This window comes from Acidocella sp. KAb 2-4, assembly GCF_020567705.1.
In the GTDB taxonomy this organism is placed as follows: Bacteria; Pseudomonadota; Alphaproteobacteria; order Acetobacterales; family Acetobacteraceae; genus Acidocella.
Genome location: NZ_JAJDJU010000015.1, coordinates 22,933 through 41,410, shown reverse-complemented (window position 1 = coordinate 41,410; position 18,478 = coordinate 22,933). Strand labels below are relative to the sequence as shown.

The 18,478-nt window shown below is 66.0% G+C and carries 18 protein-coding genes; 6 read left to right on the top strand and 12 right to left on the bottom strand.

What is annotated here, in order from left to right; all coding sequences use genetic code 11:
* Positions 1–69: 69 nt before the first annotated feature.
* Positions 70–1,359 carry a bifunctional diguanylate cyclase/phosphodiesterase gene (locus LI953_RS10865; protein ID WP_227076100.1) on the top strand — a complete coding sequence of 430 codons (1,290 nt, stop codon included), beginning with the start codon at positions 70–72 and terminating at the stop codon, positions 1,357–1,359.
* On the opposite strand, the gene LI953_RS10860 is transcribed toward LI953_RS10865, so the two are convergent.
* From LI953_RS10860 to LI953_RS10845, 4 genes are read right to left on the bottom strand one after another with little or no spacing between them, the layout of a single operon-like run.
* On the bottom strand, positions 1,328–2,992 hold the full coding sequence (locus LI953_RS10860) for a hypothetical protein (RefSeq protein ID WP_227076099.1): 1,665 nt from the start codon (positions 2,990–2,992) through the stop codon (positions 1,328–1,330). The genes LI953_RS10865 and LI953_RS10860 overlap by 32 nt on opposite strands.
* Positions 2,993–2,995: 3 nt before the next feature.
* Complete coding sequence (locus LI953_RS10855) at positions 2,996–4,564, bottom strand: peptide chain release factor 3 (RefSeq protein ID WP_227076098.1); 1,569 nt, start codon at positions 4,562–4,564, stop codon at positions 2,996–2,998.
* Between the two features lie 27 nt (positions 4,565–4,591).
* The gene (locus LI953_RS10850; RefSeq protein ID WP_227076097.1) at positions 4,592–4,882 is read right to left on the bottom strand and encodes an antibiotic biosynthesis monooxygenase; all 291 of its coding nucleotides are present in this window, start codon (positions 4,880–4,882) and stop codon (positions 4,592–4,594) included.
* A 2-nt stretch (positions 4,883–4,884) separates the two neighbouring features.
* Positions 4,885–5,718: a fumarylacetoacetate hydrolase family protein gene (locus tag LI953_RS10845; RefSeq protein ID WP_227076096.1), complete on the bottom strand. Its 834-nt coding sequence runs from the start codon at positions 5,716–5,718 to the stop codon at positions 4,885–4,887.
* A gap of 130 nt (positions 5,719–5,848) precedes the next feature.
* Here LI953_RS10845 and LI953_RS10840 point away from each other — a divergent pair, with 130 nt between their 5' ends.
* On the top strand, positions 5,849–6,139 hold the full coding sequence (locus LI953_RS10840; RefSeq protein WP_227076095.1) for a YciI family protein: 291 nt from the start codon (positions 5,849–5,851) through the stop codon (positions 6,137–6,139).
* 221 nt (positions 6,140–6,360) lie between these two features.
* On the opposite strand, the gene parA is transcribed toward LI953_RS10840, so the two are convergent.
* Positions 6,361–6,990 (bottom strand): ParA family partition ATPase, encoded by a 630-nt coding sequence (gene parA, locus LI953_RS10835; RefSeq protein WP_227076094.1) that lies wholly within the window; start codon positions 6,988–6,990, stop codon positions 6,361–6,363.
* Between the two features lie 62 nt (positions 6,991–7,052).
* Here parA and LI953_RS10830 point away from each other — a divergent pair, with 62 nt between their 5' ends.
* Entirely contained in the window at positions 7,053–8,369 is a 1,317-nt protein-coding gene (locus LI953_RS10830; protein WP_227076093.1) for an NAD(P)H-hydrate dehydratase, read from the top strand.
* On the opposite strand, the gene LI953_RS10825 is transcribed toward LI953_RS10830, so the two are convergent.
* The 6 genes from LI953_RS10825 to hslV all read right to left on the bottom strand — a co-directional run bounded on the left by LI953_RS10825 (position 8,366) and on the right by hslV (position 15,076).
* A complete protein-coding gene (locus LI953_RS10825) occupies positions 8,366–10,735 on the bottom strand; it encodes a transketolase (protein ID WP_227076092.1) in 2,370 nt (789 codons plus the stop codon). The genes LI953_RS10830 and LI953_RS10825 overlap by 4 nt on opposite strands.
* A gap of 44 nt (positions 10,736–10,779) precedes the next feature.
* Positions 10,780–12,153, bottom strand: a complete 1,374-nt coding sequence (locus tag LI953_RS10820; RefSeq protein WP_227076091.1) for an MFS transporter — start codon at positions 12,151–12,153, stop codon at positions 10,780–10,782.
* A gap of 7 nt (positions 12,154–12,160) precedes the next feature.
* The gene (locus tag LI953_RS10815) at positions 12,161–12,670 is read right to left on the bottom strand and encodes a demethoxyubiquinone hydroxylase family protein (RefSeq protein ID WP_227076090.1); all 510 of its coding nucleotides are present in this window, start codon (positions 12,668–12,670) and stop codon (positions 12,161–12,163) included.
* Positions 12,667–13,137 (bottom strand): disulfide bond formation protein B, encoded by a 471-nt coding sequence (locus LI953_RS10810; protein ID WP_227076089.1) that lies wholly within the window; start codon positions 13,135–13,137, stop codon positions 12,667–12,669. The genes LI953_RS10815 and LI953_RS10810 overlap by 4 nt, the downstream gene beginning before the upstream one ends.
* Before the next feature lie 71 nt (positions 13,138–13,208).
* Positions 13,209–14,525, bottom strand: coding sequence for an ATP-dependent protease ATPase subunit HslU (gene hslU, locus LI953_RS10805; RefSeq protein ID WP_227076088.1), 1,317 nt, complete (start codon positions 14,523–14,525; stop codon positions 13,209–13,211).
* Entirely contained in the window at positions 14,525–15,076 is a 552-nt protein-coding gene (gene hslV, locus LI953_RS10800) for an ATP-dependent protease subunit HslV (RefSeq protein WP_227076087.1), read from the bottom strand. The genes hslU and hslV overlap by 1 nt, the downstream gene beginning before the upstream one ends.
* A 169-nt stretch (positions 15,077–15,245) precedes the next feature.
* Between hslV and LI953_RS10795 the strand changes: the two genes are divergently transcribed.
* The 3 genes from LI953_RS10795 to LI953_RS10785 are packed head-to-tail and all read left to right on the top strand — an operon-like array spanning position 15,246 to position 17,696.
* Entirely contained in the window at positions 15,246–16,124 is an 879-nt protein-coding gene (locus LI953_RS10795) for a helix-turn-helix transcriptional regulator (RefSeq protein ID WP_227076086.1), read from the top strand.
* A 46-nt stretch (positions 16,125–16,170) separates the two neighbouring features.
* Positions 16,171–17,136 carry a hypothetical protein gene (locus tag LI953_RS10790; protein WP_227076085.1) on the top strand — a complete coding sequence of 322 codons (966 nt, stop codon included), beginning with the start codon at positions 16,171–16,173 and terminating at the stop codon, positions 17,134–17,136.
* A 5-nt stretch (positions 17,137–17,141) separates the two neighbouring features.
* The gene (locus LI953_RS10785; RefSeq protein ID WP_227076084.1) at positions 17,142–17,696 is read left to right on the top strand and encodes a nucleoside 2-deoxyribosyltransferase; all 555 of its coding nucleotides are present in this window, start codon (positions 17,142–17,144) and stop codon (positions 17,694–17,696) included.
* Positions 17,697–17,718: 22 nt separating this feature from the next.
* Here LI953_RS10785 and LI953_RS10780 read toward each other — a convergent pair whose 3' ends face one another.
* Positions 17,719–18,411 (bottom strand): response regulator transcription factor, encoded by a 693-nt coding sequence (locus LI953_RS10780; RefSeq protein WP_227076083.1) that lies wholly within the window; start codon positions 18,409–18,411, stop codon positions 17,719–17,721.
* Positions 18,412–18,478 lie beyond the last annotated feature (67 nt).

Sequence of the window (18,478 nt, the reverse complement as noted above, 5' to 3'; positions counted from 1 at the left end):
TTCCGGCAAATAATCCGTTCCTATCCTAACCTCCGGCATCACAGATTTGGGACAGGCGGACGAACCGGGATGATTTCACGCGCAACTCTGCCAGCAGGCCGTCAGGACCCCATCACCGGCCTGCCCAACAGGCGGGCGTTCACCGCCGCCTATCAGCCGCTGCCCGGCGCGCAGCTGGTCATGCTCACCCTTGCCGACCCGAAACATTTCGACCGGCTGCTCGGCGCCATCGGGCATGAACACGCCGAGACCTTCATCCGCGACGCCGCCACCCGGCTGCGCGCAGTGCTGGCGGGCAGCGTCGAAATCTACCATATCAGCCCCCTCAACTATGCCTTCGTCATGCCGTTCGGCGCGCCGCCCGACATGCTGCAAACCCTCCTCGACGCGTTCAACCAGCCGCTCACCTGCGGCGTCATCCCGATCAGCGCCGATATCGCGCTCGGCGTCGCCGATTGTCATGATGCCGACGCCGCCTCGGTGCTGCGCGCCGGGCTCTGCGCGGCGCGCGATTGCCGCGACAGCGGGCGGGGCTGGGCGCGCTATAACCGCAAGACCGACAGCGCGCACCAGCGCAGTTTCATGCTGCTCTCCGATCTGTGCGCCGCGATCAGGGCCGACGATCAGCTGCATCTCCATTTCCAGCCGAAATACGACCTCGGCACCGGCGAGACGAGCAGCGCCGAGGCCCTTCTGCGCTGGCGCCATCCGGTGTTCGGCAACATCTCGCCGGCGGAGTTCGTGCCCCTGGCCGAAACCACGGCGCAAATCCACCAGCTCACCGAATGGGTGCTGCGCCACGCCATCGCCCAGGCCGGGGCCTGGGCCGCCAAGGGGCTGCGGCTCAACACCGCCATCAACGTCTCGCCGCGCAACCTCACCCGGCGCGGCTTTTCCACCCAGGTCGGCAAGCTGCTGAGTTGTTACGGCGTCGACCCTTCGAGGATCGAGCTTGAATTCACCGAGGGCGTGTTGGTCAGCAACGATCCTGTCGTGCTCGATGAATTACGCGCCCTGCGCGCCACCGGCATGCGCATCGCGCTCGACGATTTCGGCACCGGCTTCGCCAATTTCTCCTACATCACGCATCTGCCCGCCGACATCATCAAAATCGACAAGAGTTTCATCCAGCGCATCTGCTCCGACCCGCGCTCCGCCACCGTGGTGCGCGCGCTCATCGAACTGGCCCACAAGCTCGATTACAGCGTGGTGGCCGAGGGCATCGAATCAAAACGCGCCTATGTCATGCTGCGCGAATGGCGCTGCAACGAAGGCCAGGGCTATTTCATGAGCCCCCCGGTGGACCCGGCCGCCATGGCAGCTCGCATTAGCCAGCGAGAGACAGAGACAGTTCCGTAGTGTGCAGAACCCCACCTGGCACCAAAAAAACGGTGAACCCATCTAATTTTCTTTCCGGCCAACCAAGCGCTTCAACGCTCCTAAGCATCGTCTCCCCAACATTTGGACTAGCCACCACATAGTTTGTTCCGGTCGCCCGACAAAGATCACTCAAATCGCTCGCAAAACTCGGCGGCTGCAATCCGAAGGAAAGATCTACGATCGCAGGAAATCGCCCCGATTTATGAGGCGGTATACCGAGAAAACCTCTGGTATGAACAAAACCAAAATTGTTTTCCGCCTGCCATAAAGGAGATGGATCTTGATCGCGTCCCGGTAGAATAAGCAATCTCGGGTTTGGCCCGAGAAATGCTTGCAGTCGTCCCGGCATGAATAGCTTGGCCAGGGGAAGTGGCTTCACCGGGTGTGGCTGCGGCATAATTGCCAAGCAGGCCAGAACACCCAGTACCAGACGCCATCGTCGGCCTCCCGCAATCCACACGGAGCTTAGCAACGCTATCAGAAGCGACGAATAAGCCAGGAACCGCACAGGCAGAGCCGAGCCAAGGAAAGGTAAATTGACAAAAAGCCGCCACGGCAAATAGATCGATGTAATATTCCAATTCCACCAAAGCCGCGGACCCAGGCTGCATACAAGGATGATCAATAATAGGTAAAATGCATACCGGACGACTGACTGCTGCCCCCGCGTTTTGACCAAAAGGATCAGCATGACAATAAGCGGCAGGCCTGTCACAACATCATTCTCAGGCAGGAGACCAAAAAATCCCCGCCCAAGTGATGCAAGCCCCTGGCTACTAAGCGCGATCTCGGGTGATGGTGTGATCAGCCCACCAAAATGAGCCGAGAACAGAGCGGGCCAAGTACGAGGTACATCCACATCCCGGCCTGCAAGCATCTGCGTGAGCTGTGGCATCACCAAAACCGCGGCACCCGCCAACGCAGCCAAGGCCTCCGGCAGAAATCTAACAAGCCGCGACCGCCACTCCGTTAATTGTATGAATGCGAGCGACCACGCAACTGCTGCAAACACCACAGTCGTTGCAAAGGTTTCCGCTGAAATATAGAACTCTGCCGCCAGCGTAACGGAGGCACCTGCCACGGTCCTCGCAAGAGAGATGCGGTTCGTTAGCCGTTCCACTGCCAAGAGTGCCAGTAGTGGCGGCGCAAAATTATAAGCTAGATTTAATTCTTCCAAACACTCGGCCAACTCGTAAGCCGAAAAACCGTAAAGAAAACCGCCGATAAGCGCGGCCACCGGGCGGCCTGTCAGACGCAGACATAGCAACCACGCAGCAAAGCCGCTGGCCACAGGGGCGGCCAACATAGCCAAATTATAGCTCGCCCCAGGCCCCATGGTAAGCGTAACCGGCGCCATCACCAGGCTCAATAGCGGTACACATGTTGTCCAACCCAGATGAATCCCCCAAGGCTGCCAAACAAGATCGCCGAACAAAGGGTTGATGTGATGGGCAATGGCATAGGGCCACCAAGCCAAACACCACATGAACGAATATGGGTCCGAGCCGATGCCCCAGACGGAACTAGCGACACCAGCACCATGGGCAAGAATACTGTAAGACAAAGCTGCATACAGGACGACCGCCACAAAATGCCAGCGCCAGTCGGCCATCGCTTAGCGCCGCTCGCGCGTGGCCGAGAAGGTGATCTCGGGGAAGTTCTCCTTCATCCGGTTCAGCTCCCAAGTGTTGCGCACCAGATAGACCGGCGCCCCCTCACGATCCTCGCTCATCGCGCTCTTATTCACCTCGATGAAGAATCTCAGCCGCGCCGTATCTTCGGAGAAAATCCAGCGCGCGGTGTCGAACGGTGCGGGCTCGAACGCGACCGGCACGTTATATTCCTGCTCGATCCGGCTGGAGAGAACATCGAGCTGCAGCGCCCCGACCACGCCTACGATCCAGTCCGAGCCATTCATCGGGCGGAATACCTGGGTCACGCCTTCCTCGGCCAGATCCTCCAGCGCCTTGCGCATCTGCTTGGCCTTCATCGGGTCGGCCAGGCGCACGCGGCGCAGGATTTCGGGCGCGAAATCGGGGATGCCGGTGAAGCGCAGCTTCTCACCCTCGGTCAGCGTGTCGCCCACCCGCAGCGTGCCGTGATTGGGGATGCCGATGATGTCGCCGGGATAGGCTTCCTCGGCCAGAGAGCGGTCCTGCGCGAAGAAGAAGATCGGCGCCTGGATCGCCATCGGCTTGCCGGTGCGCGAATGCGTCAGCTTCATGCCGCGCGTGAACTTGCCCGAGCAGATGCGGGTGAAGGCGATGCGGTCGCGGTGCTGCGGGTCCATGTTCGCCTGCACCTTGAACACGAAGCCGGTCACCGGGGCCTCATCCGGCGCCACGGTGCGGATATCGGCGGCGCGCGGCTGCGGCGGCGGCGCGTTGGCCACCAGCCCCTCCAGCAATTCGCGCACCGAGTAATCCTTCAACGCCGAGCCGAAATAGACCGGGGTCAGATGCCCCTCGGCATAGGCTTCCGGGTCGAATTCCGGATAGGCGGCGCGGATCAGCTCCACCTCCTCATCCAGCTGCGCCTTCTGCTCGGCGGGAATGTCGAAGCTTTGGGCCGGTCCCTCCTCGCCCGGCTTGCGCGCGCTCACCAGCTTGTCGTTGCGGATGTCGAAGCAGCCCTTGAACAGCCCGCCCATGCCGATCGGCCACACCATCGGGCAGATATCGAGCTGAAGCGTGTCCGCGATCTCGTCGAGCAGCGCGAAGGCGTTCTGGCCCTCACGGTCGATCTTGTTGATGAAGGTGGTGATCGGGATGTTGCGCAGGCGGCAGACCTCGAACAGCTTCTTGGTCTGCAGCTCGATGCCCTTGGCGGCGTCGATCACCATCACCGCCGAATCAACCGCGGTGAGCGTGCGGTAGGTGTCCTCGGAGAAGTCTTCGTGGCCCGGCGTATCGAGCAGGTTGAACACCGCGCCGCCAAACTCGAAGGTCATCACCGACGAAGTGACCGAGATGCCGCGCTGACGCTCGATCTTCATCCAGTCCGAGCGCGTGTTGCGCCGGTCCTGCCGGGCCTTCACCATTCCCGCCTCGCGAATGGCGCCGCCGAACAGCAGCAGCTTCTCGGTCAGCGTGGTCTTGCCCGCGTCCGGGTGCGAGATGATCGCGAAGGTGCGGCGCGGCGGAATGGCGTTGGCAATGTCGGGGGCGGCGAAATTCTGGTCCATCGCGCCCCCCTAGCAAAGTTTGCCCTTCTAGGCCACCACCTCGCCATGCCACACATGCGGCGGCGCGGCGAAGCAATGCGCCACATTGCCCCGCCATTCCTGAAACTCCGGCGCGGCGCGGAAATTGACCATATGGTGCTCCACGCTCTCCCAACGCACATGCAGCACGAATTTGGACGGGCTCTCCACGCTGCGCACCAGATGCAGCCCGTAGCAGCCCGCCGAGCGCAAAAAGGCCGGCTTGCTCTTCTCCACCCCGGCGATGAACTCCTGCTCCATGCCGGGCTTCACCTCGATCTCGGCGAATTCGACGACCATGCTCAGCCTCCCACCAGCTTGGCGCGCTGCTCGCCCAGCCCGGCGATGCCGACCCGCACCTCCTGGCCCGGCCGCAGGAAGCCCTTGACCATGCCCACCCCCGCCGGGGTGCCGGTGGCGATGATGTCGCCCGGATGCAAGGTGAAGAACTCGGTGACATAGGCGATCAGCTGGCGCACGCCCATGATCATGTTGGCGGTGCTGCCATCCTGGCGGCGCTCGCCGTCCACATCGGTCCACAGATGCAGCGCCTGCGGGTCGGGCACTTCGTCCTTGGTCACGAGATACGGGCCGACCGGGCCGAAGGTGTCGCAGCCCTTGCCCTTGTCCCACTGGCCGCCGCGCTCCTTCTGGAAGTGCCGCTCGCTCACGTCATTCACCACGCAATACCCGGCCACGTAATCCAGCGCCTCCTCCTCGCGCACGCGCTTGGCCTTGGTGCCGATCACCACGCCCAGCTCCACCTCATAATCGGTCTGGGTCGAGCCGGGCGGGATGGCGATGTCATCATACGGGCCGGAGTAAGCGGAGAGCGCCTTCAGGAACAGGATCGGCTCGCGCGGGATCTTGGAATTGGTCTCGGCCGCATGGTCGGCATAGTTCAGCCCGACGCAGACGAAATTGACCGGCCGCGGCACACAGGGGCCGATGCGCCGCTCCGCTTTCAGCAGCGAGAGCTTCTCCGGGTCGAGCTTGCCCAGCTGCGCCAGCCAGCCCGGGCTCAGCGCTTCGCCGGTCACATGCTCCAGCGCGTCATCCAGCGTGCGCACCCGGCCTTCGGCGTCCAGCACGCCCCATTTCTCGGCGCCCGCATCCCCATATCGCAGCAGCTTCATCGTCCGGCTCCCTTGCCTGCAAACCGCGCACACGGCGCCCAACACAACGCTGGGGCGCGCACATGCGGCGTGTCAAAACACTGGTTTCATATTAGGCGTAGTGGCGACGACATAGAAAGAGCCCCGCCGCATGCCGTTATTCGCCATTTATGCCCTGGACCGCCCAGACGCACTCGCCCTTCGCCTGGAGCATGACGCCGCGCGCCGCGCCTATGTCGAGGAGCAGGAGTTGGCCGGAATCAAGGTGGTTCTCTCCGGGCCGCTGCAATCCGATAATGGAGAGGAGATGCTGGGCTCGCTGGTGATCGTCGAGGCGCCCAGCCGCGCCGCCGCCGACCACTTCGTGGCCAACGACCCCTTCACGCTCGAGCGCATCTGGGGCGAGATTCAGATCCACCGTTTTTACCGCCGCAAGGGCTAAATAAAAAAAGCCGGCCATTTCGGCCGGCCAGCACCTCTTACGATGCTTATTTTGTTTGCTCCCTAAACTTGGCGGCTGACATCTGGTGTTCGGCCCCGGTCTCCCGTTAACCTCTCATTCATGCCACGCCCTGATTGTGGCGGAAAAAAGACAGGCTTGCAAGTCTCCAGATGATCTTTTTTGCATACGAATCGGCGCAGGCGAAGTTTTTTTCATAAAATTTATACAAGAAGCTGTTTCAGCGCCTCAACCGCCGCCCGCAGCTCATCCGCCGCCTGGGTGGTTGGGCCGGCCTCGGTCACGCCCAACCCGTCGGCGAAGGCATTGGCGTAGCCCGCCCGATTCGCCAGCGCCACCGGCAACAGGGTCAGCCCCCGCGCGGCGATCTCGGCCTCCAGCCGCTTGCGCAGGCGCGAGGCGGCGGGGGCGCGGTTGAACACCAGCGCGGTCTTGCGCTTCTCCTCGGCGGCGAGTTTCAGCGTGCCTTCGGCGGCCCAAAGGTCCGGCGGGGCCGGATTCATCGGGATCAACACCAGATCGGCGCCGCGAATCGCCCGGCGGGCGTCGCTGTCGATCACCGGCGGGGTGTCGATGAACACGTAATCATAAGCCGCCTTCAGCTTCTCCAGCTCATTCGCCAGCCGCCAGCCCGAGACCGCCTCCACTGGCACCTCATGCGCCGCCTTGGGCGCCGCCGCGCGCAACCGCCCCCACACGCTCAGGCTGCCCTGAGGGTCGATATCCAACAGCGCCACCCGCGCCTGCTCAGCCAATGCCACGGCGAACTGCGCCGCCAGCATGGTCTTGCCCGCGCCGCCTTTTTGCTGTGCAACCGCAATCACCTTGCCCATACGTTAAAATCCTCCTGCACCGCACAATTAACGGTAGATTCGGCAGAAAGGCGAATGATTTTATGAATGAATTGCTCACCCCCGCCGAAATGGCCCGCGCCGACGCCGACGCCGGCAACATCCAGGCGCTGATGGATGCCGCCGGGCGCGCCGTGGCCCGCGCCATCCTGCAACGCTACCGCCCCTGCCGCGTGCTGGTGCTGGCCGGGCCGGGCAATAATGGCGGGGATGGCAAAGTGGCGGCGCGCTATTTGGCCGAATCCGGCTGGCCGGTGACGGTGGCCGACGCCCTCACCGCCCGCGACGAGGATGTCCGCCGCGCCGGGCTGGTGATCGATGCCGTGTTCGGCGCCGGGCTATCGCGCGACGTACCCGAGTCCATCGCCGCCCTGCTCAGCGCCGCGCCGCGAATCGTGGCGGTGGACGTGCCCTCGGGCGTGGATGGCGCCACCGGCGCGGTGCGCGGCTTCGCCCCGCAGGCGGAACTCACCATCACCTTTTTCCGCAAGAAGCCCGGCCATCTGCTCCACCCCGGGCGCGGCCTGTGCGGCGAGCTGCTGCTGCGCGAGATCGGCATGCCCGCCTCGGTGCTGGGCCCCATCGCGCCGCAAGCCTGGGAGAACACGCCCGCCCTGTTCACCCTGCCCGCCCGCACCGCCACCGGGCATAAATACAGCGCCGGAGATGTCACCGTGCTGGCGGGCGAGCTGGCCGGGGCCGCGCGCCTCGCCTGCGCCGCGGCGCGCCGGGCCGGGGCGGGCATGGTCACCCTGGCCGCCGACGCGCCGATGACCCTGCCCGAGGCCGGGCTGATCCTGCGCACCGACCCGCTCTCGGCGCTGTTGCAGGATCCGCGCCGCCAAACCTGGGTGGTGGGACCGGGCCTGGGCGTGGCGCGCGCGGATGACACCCTGGCCCAGCTCATCACGACGGCGAAAACAATCGTCGCGGATGCCGATGCCCTCACCGCCTGCGCCGGGGCGCCGGAGCGCCTGCGCGGCGCCGCCGTCATCACCCCGCATACGGGCGAGTTCACCCGCGTCTTCGGCGCCATCGGCCCGAGCAAGCTGGAGGCCGCCCGCCGCGCGGCGAAAGCTTGCGGCGCGGTGACGGTGCTGAAGGGCGCTGACACGGTGATCGCCGCCCCCGATGGCCGCGCCGCCATCAACGCCAACGCCCCACCCTGGCTGGCCACGGGCGGCACGGGGGATGTGCTGGCCGGGCTTACCGCCGCGCTGCTGGCTCAGGGCATGGCGCCCTTCCCCGCCGCCTGCGCCGCCGTATGGCTGCATGGCCAGGCCGCGCAATCCCTCGGCCCCGGCTTATTAGCCGAAGACCTCCCCGCGGCCCTGCCCCGGATCATGGCCGCGCTTGGCTAATCGTTGCTGGGCAGCAGCGCCTCGGCGCAGGCATCCAGAATCGCCGCGCTGTCGATCTCATATTCACGGTACAGGCTGCCGACATCGCCCGACTGCCCGAACCGGTCCGGCCCCAGCGCCATCACGCGCTGGCCGCGCACCGCGCCCAGCCAGGCATGCGCCGCCGGGTGGCCGTCCAGCACCGAGATGATCGCCGCTCCCGGCGCCAGCGGCGTCAGCAAATCCTCGACATGCGAGCCCGCCTTATGCCCCAGGCGGCGGCTGCGCTGGGCGGCGCGCCATCCGGCATAGAGCCGGTCGGGGCTGGTGATGGCGAGCAACCCGGCCTCTGGCACATCCTCCTGCAAGATGGCGAACGCCTTCTCCGCCTCGCCCGCCACCGCGCCCTGATAGGCGATGGCGATATTCGCCCCCGGCTGCGGCGGCACCACCCAATGCCCGCCCGCGATCACCTGCGCCGGGTCCAGCGCGCGGGTGGGTTGCGGCAGCGCCAGATTGGACAGGCGCAGCCACACCGCGCTGCCTTCCGGGCGCTGCATATACTCGAAGGCATGGCGCAGCAGGATGCCCAGCTCGTCGCAATAGGCGGGCTCGAAGCTGGCCAGCTTATCCTGCACGATGGCCAGCAGCGGCGTATTGGTGGCTTGGTGCTGCCCGCCCTCGGGCGCCAGGGTGATGCCCGAGGGCGTCGAGATCAGCAGAAACCGCGCATCCTGGTAACAGGCGTAAAATAGCGCGTCATGTCCGCGATTCACGAACGGGTCATACACCGTGCCCACCGGCAGCAGACGCGCGCCGTAAAGGTCATGGCTCAGCCCCGCCGCGCCCAGCAGCAGGAACAGATTCTGCTCGGCGATGCCCAGCTCCACATGCTGGCCCTGCGCATCCGTGCCCCAGCGCTGCGCGCTCACCAGCTTGCCGTTGCGGAATACATCCTCGCGCGTATACCGGTCGAACACCCCGCGCCGGTTGATCCATGGCCCGAGATTGGTGGACACCGCCACATCCGGGCTGGTGGTCACGATATGGCGCGAGAGCGCCGCGTAATCCCCCTGGGCGCGGCCAATCTCCGAGAGGATCTCGCCAAACCCTGATTGCGTGCTCATCTTGCGCCCGGTGACGCGCGGCTGCGGCAGCGTTGCGGGCACCGGCACCACCGCCGCGGGCAGGCGCCGCCCATGCGCGGCCAGCGGCTTCGCGAACGGCACGGATTGCACGAAGCGCTCCATCGCGCGCGGGCTCTCCAGCCCCTCGAATTTTTCCCATTCATGGCCAAGGCGGATGTGATTGGCGGCGCGGAATCCGTCCATCTGCTCCAGCGTCATCATCCCGGCATGGTTGTCCTTATGCCCGGCGAAGGGCAGGCCGTTGCCCTTGATCGTGTAGGCCAGGAACAGCGTCGGCTGGTCGCTCTGCGCGGCGGCGGCGAAGGCGTCGGTCAGCGCGCCGAGGTCGTGCCCGGCCAGATTCGTCATCAGCGCCGCCAGCTCGTCATCGCTCAGCTTGTCGATGATCGCGCGCACGCCCCGGCTGCGGCGCATATCGGCCAGAATTGCCTCGCGCCACGCCGCCCCACCCTGGAAGGTGAGCGCCGAATAGGTCGAGTTCGGGCATTCATCCACCCAGCCGCGCAGGCTGTAGCCACCGGGGCGGGCGAAGGCGGCCTCCAGCTTGCGGCCATATTTCAGGGTCGCGACCTTCCACCCCATGTCGCGGAACAGCCCCTCGAACCGGCCGAACAGCCGGTCGGGCATCACCGAATCCAGGCTCTGGCGGTTGTAATCCACCACCCACCAGACATCGCGCACATCGTGCTTCCAGCCTTCGAGCAACGCCTCGTAGATATTGCCCTCATCCAGCTCGGCATCGCCCGCGATGGCGACATTGCGCGCGCGCGGCAGCCCGGCCTTGGCCAGCCCATGCGCCTGTACATAATCCTGGATCAGCGCCGAGAAGCTGGTGAGCGCCACGCCCAGACCGACCGAGCCGGTGGAGAAATCAATTTCCGGTCCGTCCTTGACGCGCGAGGGATAAGCCTGCGCGCCGCCGAACTGGCGCAGCGCCTGCAATTTCTCCAGGCTCTGCCGCCCAAACATATAGTTGATCGCGTGCAGCACCGGCCCGGCATGGGGCTTCACGGCCACGCGGTCCTGCGGGCGCAGCGCGTCGAAATACAGCGCGGTCATGATCGTCGCCACCGAGGCGCAAGAGGCCTGATGCCCGCCGACCTTCTGGCCCTCAGGGTTGGGGCGGATATGGTTAGCGTGATGGATCATCCAGGAGGCGAGCCAGACCAGCTTGCGCTCGATCTGGGCCAATGTCTCGAGTTTCCCCACGCCTTGTTCAACCGGGCGTATTTCGTTCATGGTCAAATCCTAGTCCAAACCATTCGCCGCGCAAATCAAACTCGTCAGCCCTCGCGCGCCAGCCCGCGGCTCAGGCTGAACAGCGCCGCCAGATAGGCGCAGCCCGCGGCGAAATCGAGGCAGGCCTGCCCCGGCGCGTGCCGCACCAGCCCCAGCGTGAGCGCCACGGCCATGCCACCCACCGTTTGCCCCAGCAGCCGCGCCACCGAGACCATGCCGCTCGCCCCGCCCACCCGCGCGCGCGGCACGGTGCCGATCATCGCCTTGTTGTTCGGCGGCTGGAACAATCCGAACCCCGCCCCGGCGATGAAAATACGCCAGGCGATGTCCAGATTGGATGGCTCGGGCGGCATCAGCCGCAGCAGTAAAAATCCGGTGCCGGTGAGGCATAGCCCGAGCGTGGAGAGGATCAGCGGCGAATGACGATCGGCCAGCCGCCCGACATAGGGTGAGACCAGCACGATCGCCACCGGCCAGGGGGTGATGAGCAGGCCCGTCGCCACCGGGCCGCGATGCAAAACGTTCATCAGCGTGAACGGCATCGGGATGATGAAGAAATTGGAGGCGACGAAGGCGGTGAAGCCGGTGACGAAGGCGGCGCGGAAGCCGCCGCGGGCCAGCAGGTCCACCGGCAGCATCGGGTCCGGCCGGCCAAGCTGGCGCAGCACCAGCACGGCCAGAGCCGCCGCCCCGAACGCCAGCAGCGCCACCGACAACCCAACCGCGCTGGCATGGGCGAACCGGTCGCCGCCCACGATCAGTCCGCCAAAGGCGCAGGCGATCAGCAGCGTGCTCACATAGTCGAACCCGCCGGGGATGCGCGGCGTATCCGGCAACGCGCTGAGGGTGAAATACAGCGCCGCCCCGCCCAACGGCAGGTTGATGAGAAACAGCCAGGGCCAGGTGGTGACGGCCAGCACCGCCGCGGCGATGGTCGGCCCCAGCGCCACACCCAGGCCGATCACCAGCCCGTTGAGCGCGATGCCCCGGCCCAACATGGCGGGCGGGTAGATATAGCGCAGCAGCGCCGCGTTCACGCCCAGGATGCAGGCGCCGCCAAAGCCTTGCAGCGCCCGCGCCAGCGCCAGCTCGGGCAGTGTGCGCGAGAGCGCGCACAGTACCGAGGCGACGAGAAACAGCCCCAGCCCCGCCCGGCACATGCGCGCATGCCCCACCCGGTCGCCCAGAGCCGCCACGGGCAGCAGCGCGATCACGGTGATGAGCTGATAGGCGTTGATGACCCAAATGGCCGCGGAATCGGTGCAATGAATGCTGATGGCGATGCGCGGCAGCGCCACGTTGACCACCGCGTAGTCGAGCACCGAGAGCAGCACCGCCAGCGCCACGCCAAACATGGCGCGCTGGCGCGGCCCTGGCGCCAGCCCCTCGGGCACGGCGCTGGCATGGGCGGCCGTCATCCGGCGGTTATACGATCTCGCTCAGGCGGATCGCGGTCTTGCAGCCCAGCCGGATCAGCCCGGAGAGCAGCTTGTAGCCCGGCGCACGCTCGGCCCCGTTCTCCAGCCCGATATCGCGGTGCTCGACCTCCTCCAGACGGAAGATCTCGATGGTGTCGCGCAGATCCGCCTCATCCTCGCCCAGCGCGTCGCGCTGCGCGGCGTAATGCGCGTCGATCGTCTCCTCCACCGCGACGGTGCAGGCCATCGCCGCCTCGGGGCCGAGTGCGGCGGTCACCGCCCCCAGCGCGAACCCGGCGACATGCCAGAACGGCAGCAGCGCCGTGGGGCGCACGCGCCGCCGCGCGATCAGCTCCGCGAAAGCGTCGAGATGCACCTGCTCCTGCGCCTTCATATGCTCCAGCTGCGGCCCGTGCGCGCCGCGCCCCAGTACGGCGAGCTGCCCGGCATAGATGCGCGCGGCGCCATATTCGCCGGCATGGTCCACGCGGATGAATTGCTTCACCTGATCGCTCATCGGAACACCCTCCTCTTGCGCAGCGCATAGCCCAGCAGCAGCGCGGCGAAGACCAGCGCCGCGCCGAGATCCATCATCGCCATCGACACATGCAGCCACGGCGCGAGATAAACCGGCTTGTCGCACGGCGTCGCCGGCACCAGCGGCAGCGGCTGCCCCGGCACGAGCACCCCGTTGCACTCGGGCAGCGGCGATTTCCACCAGCCGAATTCCACGCCCACATGCAGAAACGCGACACCGGCATCGCCCAGCATCACCAGCCCGGCCAGCCCCAGCAGCAGCCGCGTGGCGCGCGGGCGGCTGAGCACGCCCAGCAGCCCCAGCACCGCCACGGCGCGGTAGGGCCAGCGCTCCACCAGGCATAGCGCGCAAGGCGTGCGGTGCAGATCAAACTGCACGTAATAGGCGAAGCCCAGCGCCCCCAGCGCCGCCAGCATCGTCAGCAATCCAGCCAATTTATTGTTCATGCCCACGGCTTTAGCGCCGTTCGCGGCGGCGCTAAAGCTCCCGGGGGAAGAAACACCCGCCATCGCCCTGGTTACAGGATGAAGCGAGAGAGATCGCCCTTCGCCGCCAGCGGGGCGACGCGCTCATTCACATAGGCGGCGTCCACCGTCACCGTCTCACCTGGCCGGTCGCTGGCGGAGAAACTGATCTCCTCCAACAGCTTCTCGATCACCGTGGCCAGACGCCGCGCGCCGATATTCTCCACCCGCTCGTTGATGTCATAGGCCAGCGAGGCCAGCGCATCGATCGCGTCATCGGCGAAGGTCAGGGTCACGTTCTCGGTCGCCAGCAGGGCGATGTACTGCTTGGGCAGCGAATGCTCGGTCTCGGTGAGGATTCGCTTGAAATCCTCGCGCGAGAGCGAGTTCAGCTCCACCCGGATCGGCAGCCGCCCCTGCAGCTCGGGCAGCAGGTCGGAGGGTTTGGCGACATGGAACGCGCCCGAGGCGATGAACAGAACATAATCCGTCTTCATCGGGCCGTATTTGGTGGAAATGGTTGTGCCCTCGATCAGCGGCAACAGATCGCGCTGCACGCCCTCGCGTGAGACATCGGCGCCGCGCGCCCCGCCCTCGCTGCGCGCGCAGATCTTGTCGATCTCATCGAGGAACACGATGCCGTTCTGCTCGGCATGGCGCAACGCGTCCTTGGTCAGCGCCTCGGTATCCAGCAGCTTGTCGGCCTCCTCGCGCTGCAACACGCGCCGGGCCTCGTCCACGCGCATTTTCTTCTTCTGCGCCGGGCGGCCGAACATGCCCTTCATCATGTCGCCCAGATTGATCGCGCCGCCCTGCGGCATGTTGGGCAGGTCGATCACGCCGATCGGCGTGCCCGCGCTCTCGCCCACCGCGATCTCGATCTCCTTGTCCTCCAGCTCGCCCGCGCGCAGCATCCGGCGGAACTTCACGCGCGTATCGGCGCTCGCCCCCTCGCCCACCAGCGCGGTGATCAGCCGCTCCTCGGCGTTGAGTTCGGCCTTGGCCTCCACGCCCTTGCGGTTCTGCTCGCGCAGCATGGTGATGGAGGCCTCCACCAGATCGCGCACGATGCTCTCCACATCGCGCCCGACATAGCCGACCTCGGTGAACTTCGTGGCTTCCACCTTGATGAACGGCGCCTGCGCCAGCTTGGCCAGGCGGCGCGCGATCTCGGTCTTGCCGCAGCCGGTGGGGCCGATCATCAGGATGTTCTTCGGCACCACCTCGTCGCGCATGTCATCGGCGAGTTGCAGGCGCCGCCAGCGGTTGCGCAGCGCGATGGCAACGGCGCGCTTGGCGTCGTTTTGGCCGATGATGAAGCGGTCGAGCTCCGAGACGATCTCGCGGGGCGAGTAAACAGGGGCGTCCATCAGATGGTTTCTACAATCAGGTTGTCGTTGGTGTAGATGCAAATATCGGCGGCGATCTTCATCGCCCGGCGGGCGATGTCCTCGGCCGTGAGGTCGGGCACCGTCATCAGCGCCCGCGCCGCGGAGAGCGCGTAATTGCCGCCCGAGCCGATGGCGATGATGCCGTCACTCGGCTCCAGCACATCGCCATTGCCGGTAATGGTGAAGCCGCGCTCCTTATCGGCCACGATCAGCATCGCCTCCAGCCGGCGCAGATAGCGGTCCATGCGCCAATCCTTGGCCAGCTCCACGCAGGCGCGCTCCAGCTGGTTGGGGAAGCGCTCCAGCTTCGCCTCCAGCCGCTCCAGCAACGTGAAGGCATCCGCCGTGGCCCCGGCGAACCCGGCGATCACATTGCCGTTGCCGATGCGCCGCACCTTGCGGGCATTGCCCTTGACCACCGTGTTGCCCAGGCTCACCTGGCCATCTCCCGCCACCACCACCTGGCCGTTGCGGCGCACGGAGAGAATGGTGGTGCCGTGCCAGCCGATCGGATCATGTTGTTCTGTCATGCCCCGAGACATGGCACCTGCCCCAGCCCTTGCCAAGCCCCGCCCGATTTACGCCGCAAAGGGGTGCGAATGTCCCATTATGCAATATATTTCAAGTTTTCTTGCGCAAACGCTTCCGGCGGCGGCAAAAAGCTGCTAACCCGCCCCTCGATTTTGAACTGACCCCTGCATGACCTCCCCTCACGATTCCGATATTCTCCCCGGGCTTGGCCAGCGCGTGAAGCTGCTGCGCGCCCGCCGTGGCATGACCCGGCGCATGCTGGCCGAAGAGGCCGATGTCTCCGAGCGCCATCTCGCCAATCTCGAATCCGGCACCGGCAACATCTCGGTGCTGGTGCTGGCCCATGTCGCCCAGGCGCTGGATTGCTCGCTGGCCGAGCTGCTGGGCGACGAGACCACCACCACGCCCGAATGGCTGATGATCCGACGCCTGCTGCATGGGCGCGAGGCGCGCGATTTGGCCGAGGCGCACCGCGTGCTCTCCGAGCTGTTCGGCAATACCGGCGCCGCGCGCAACCGGCAAAACCGCATCGCCCTGGTCGGGCTGCGCGGGGCGGGCAAATCCACCCTGGGCAAGATGGCGGCGGCCGAACTCGGCGTGCCCTTCATCGAGCTGCGCCAGGAGATCACCCGCCTGGCCGGCTGCGGCCCTTATGAGATCCAGGCGCTCTATGGCACCAACGCCTATCGCCGCTATGAGCGCCAGGCGCTGGAGGAGACCCTGCGCACGCATGATGCCTGCGTCATCGCCACCGCCGGCGGGCTGGTGGGCGACACCTCGACCTTCGACCTGCTGCTCAGCAATTGCTACACGGTCTGGCTGCAGGCCGACCCCGAGGATCATTTCAACCGCGTGCTGGCCCAGGGCGACCAGCGCCAGATGCCCGGCAACCGCAACGGCATCGACGATATCCGCCTGACGCTGGAGAGCCGCGCCGGCTTCTACGCCAAGGCCGATTGCGCCTTCGACACCTCAGGCAAGACGCTGGAGGAAGCCTTCGCCGGGCTGATGGCGGTGCTGCGCGCGCGGCCGGTGACGATGAAATAAATTTGATCTCGTATTGATCTTCCGGCGGGCGGGTTAACTCTGTTACATGTCGTTCATCATGGGCGTTCACCCCAACCCGCATTACGCCGCTGACTGCGCCAGCCGTATCGCCACGGCCGAGGCCCGCTATGCGCGCGCGCTGATGCAATGCGACGCGGCGATGGCGTCCGGGTTCGGCTCCGCCGCCCATCGCGCGGCGCTGGAATTCCTGACCACCGCCAAGGCCACCCTGCACGCCGCGCGGCTAACACGGTTCCGCACCATCGCCGATTACGCGGCCTGGCTGTTTGACGACGCCGCCACCAATGCCGGGGAGTTCGCGGTGATCCCGGATTTCGACGCCTTCACCAGCATCGAGGAAGCCGAGGCCGCGCATGAGCGGGCGCTGCGCCACAGGCGCGAGGGCACGCTGGAGCGCAAATCCAGGCTCGACACTGGCCAGCCGCCCGGCCTCGCCGCCTTTGCCGAGGCCGAGGCCGTGATCTCCACCTGGCGCCTGTTCGGCAATGCCGAAACCTGCATCGAATGCATGGTCAGCTTCCAGCAGATCGGCGACAAGTTCCATATCTGCCTCGCCCATCCCTGGGGCGCGCTCACCGGCCATTCCAACGAGGCGTTCCGGCGCATCGCCACCCAGTTGGCGCGCGAGAGCATCCTGCTGCACAGCCCCGCCACCGCCCCGGTCTTCCTGCCCGACGGCCACCGCCGCGCGCAAAACCGCGAACTGATCCGCGAGGTCAACGCCCTGGCCGCGAGCTTCCAGTTCTACCGCCATTTGCTGCCCGGCCACGGGCTGCGCGAGGAGTTCGCCCGCGTGGACATGGGGTGGGACGGCGCCACCTTCTACGACCCGGACTGGTCGGCGATGGTCTTCGCCACCCTGCCCGAGACGCTGCGCGCCGCCGCCGCCGCCTCGCCCACCCAGCTCATGCGCGGCGATGGCGCCGAAGCGCGCCCCCGCTTTCCCTTCATCCCCGAATCCAGGCAGATTGGCGGCGAAACTTCCAGGTAGCCGCCATGCCCGCCCTCAAAGCCTATCTCGCCGGACCGGACGTGTTCCTGCCCAACGCCGCCGCACAGGCCGAGGCCAAGCGCACCATTTGCGCCCGGCACGGCCTCATCGGCATCTCGCCCTATAATCCGGAGCTTGATTTCTCGCTGCCCGCCGCGGTGCTGTGGCGGCGGATCTATCTCGACGACATCGCCATGATGCAGGGCTGCGACCTGATCATCGCCAATCTTACCCCCTTCCGCGGCGCCTCGGCCGATGCCGGCACGCTGGTCGAGCTTGGCTGGTTTCTCGGCCAGGGGCGCCCCGCTTTCGGCTATTCCAACACCGCCGAGGATTTCGGCGCGCGCTCGCGCGCGCAGATGCGCGCCAGCCCCGACCCGCTGCCCGGAATCGAGGTGGAGGATTTCGGCCTCGCGGATAATCTGATGATCCAGGGCGCGGTGGAATATGGCGGCGGGGTCAGCCTGCATTTGCCGCCCGACGGGCGCTCGCGCGCCTTCGACGCGCTAGACGTGTTCGAGCGCTGCGCCGCCGCAGCAGCCCTGGAGACCCGCCGCTGACGCCCAGCCAGAGGCCAGCCCGTCAGGGGTTCAGCCGGTAACCGCCACTCTCGGTCACCAGCAGGCGCGACGACGATGGGTCCGGCTCGATCTTCTGCCGCAGCCGGTAGATATGCGTCTCCAGCGTATGCGTCGTCACCGCCGAATTATAGCCCCACACCTCGTTCAGCAGCACTTGGCGGGAGGTCGGCTTGCCCTCGGCGCGGTAGAGATATTTCAGGATCGCGGTTTCCTTGTCGGTGAGGCGGATGCGCTTGCCCTTGGCGTCGATGAGCTGGCGCATGGCCGGGTGGAACGTATACGGCCCGATGGTGAAGACCGCGTCCTCCGAGGTCTCGAAACTCCTCAGCTGCGCGCGCAGCCGGGCGAGCAGCTCGTTCAGCCGGAACGGCTTGGCGATATAGTCGTTGGCGCCGGAATCGAGGCCGCGCACCACGTCAGTCTCCTCGGCCGCGCCGGTGAGCATGATGATCGGCGCCTTCACCCCGCGATCGCGCAGGCGGCGGCAGAAATCACGCCCGTCGCCATCGGGCAGGCTGACATCGAGCAGCAGCGCGTCATAGCGCGCCCCGGCGCCATCGAGCTTGGCTTCCGCCGCCGCCAGGCAGTTCGCCTGATCGGGCGCGAACTCCCCATCCAGCTCCAGCTGCTCGATCAGCGCGGTGCGCAGGGCATCATCGTCATCCACCACCAAAATCGGGCGCTGGCCAGACATGTGAACCTCCTTCTTATATCGTCGCACCATACAGAATTTCCAGGTTTCTGTAAGCCTCTCTGGCCAT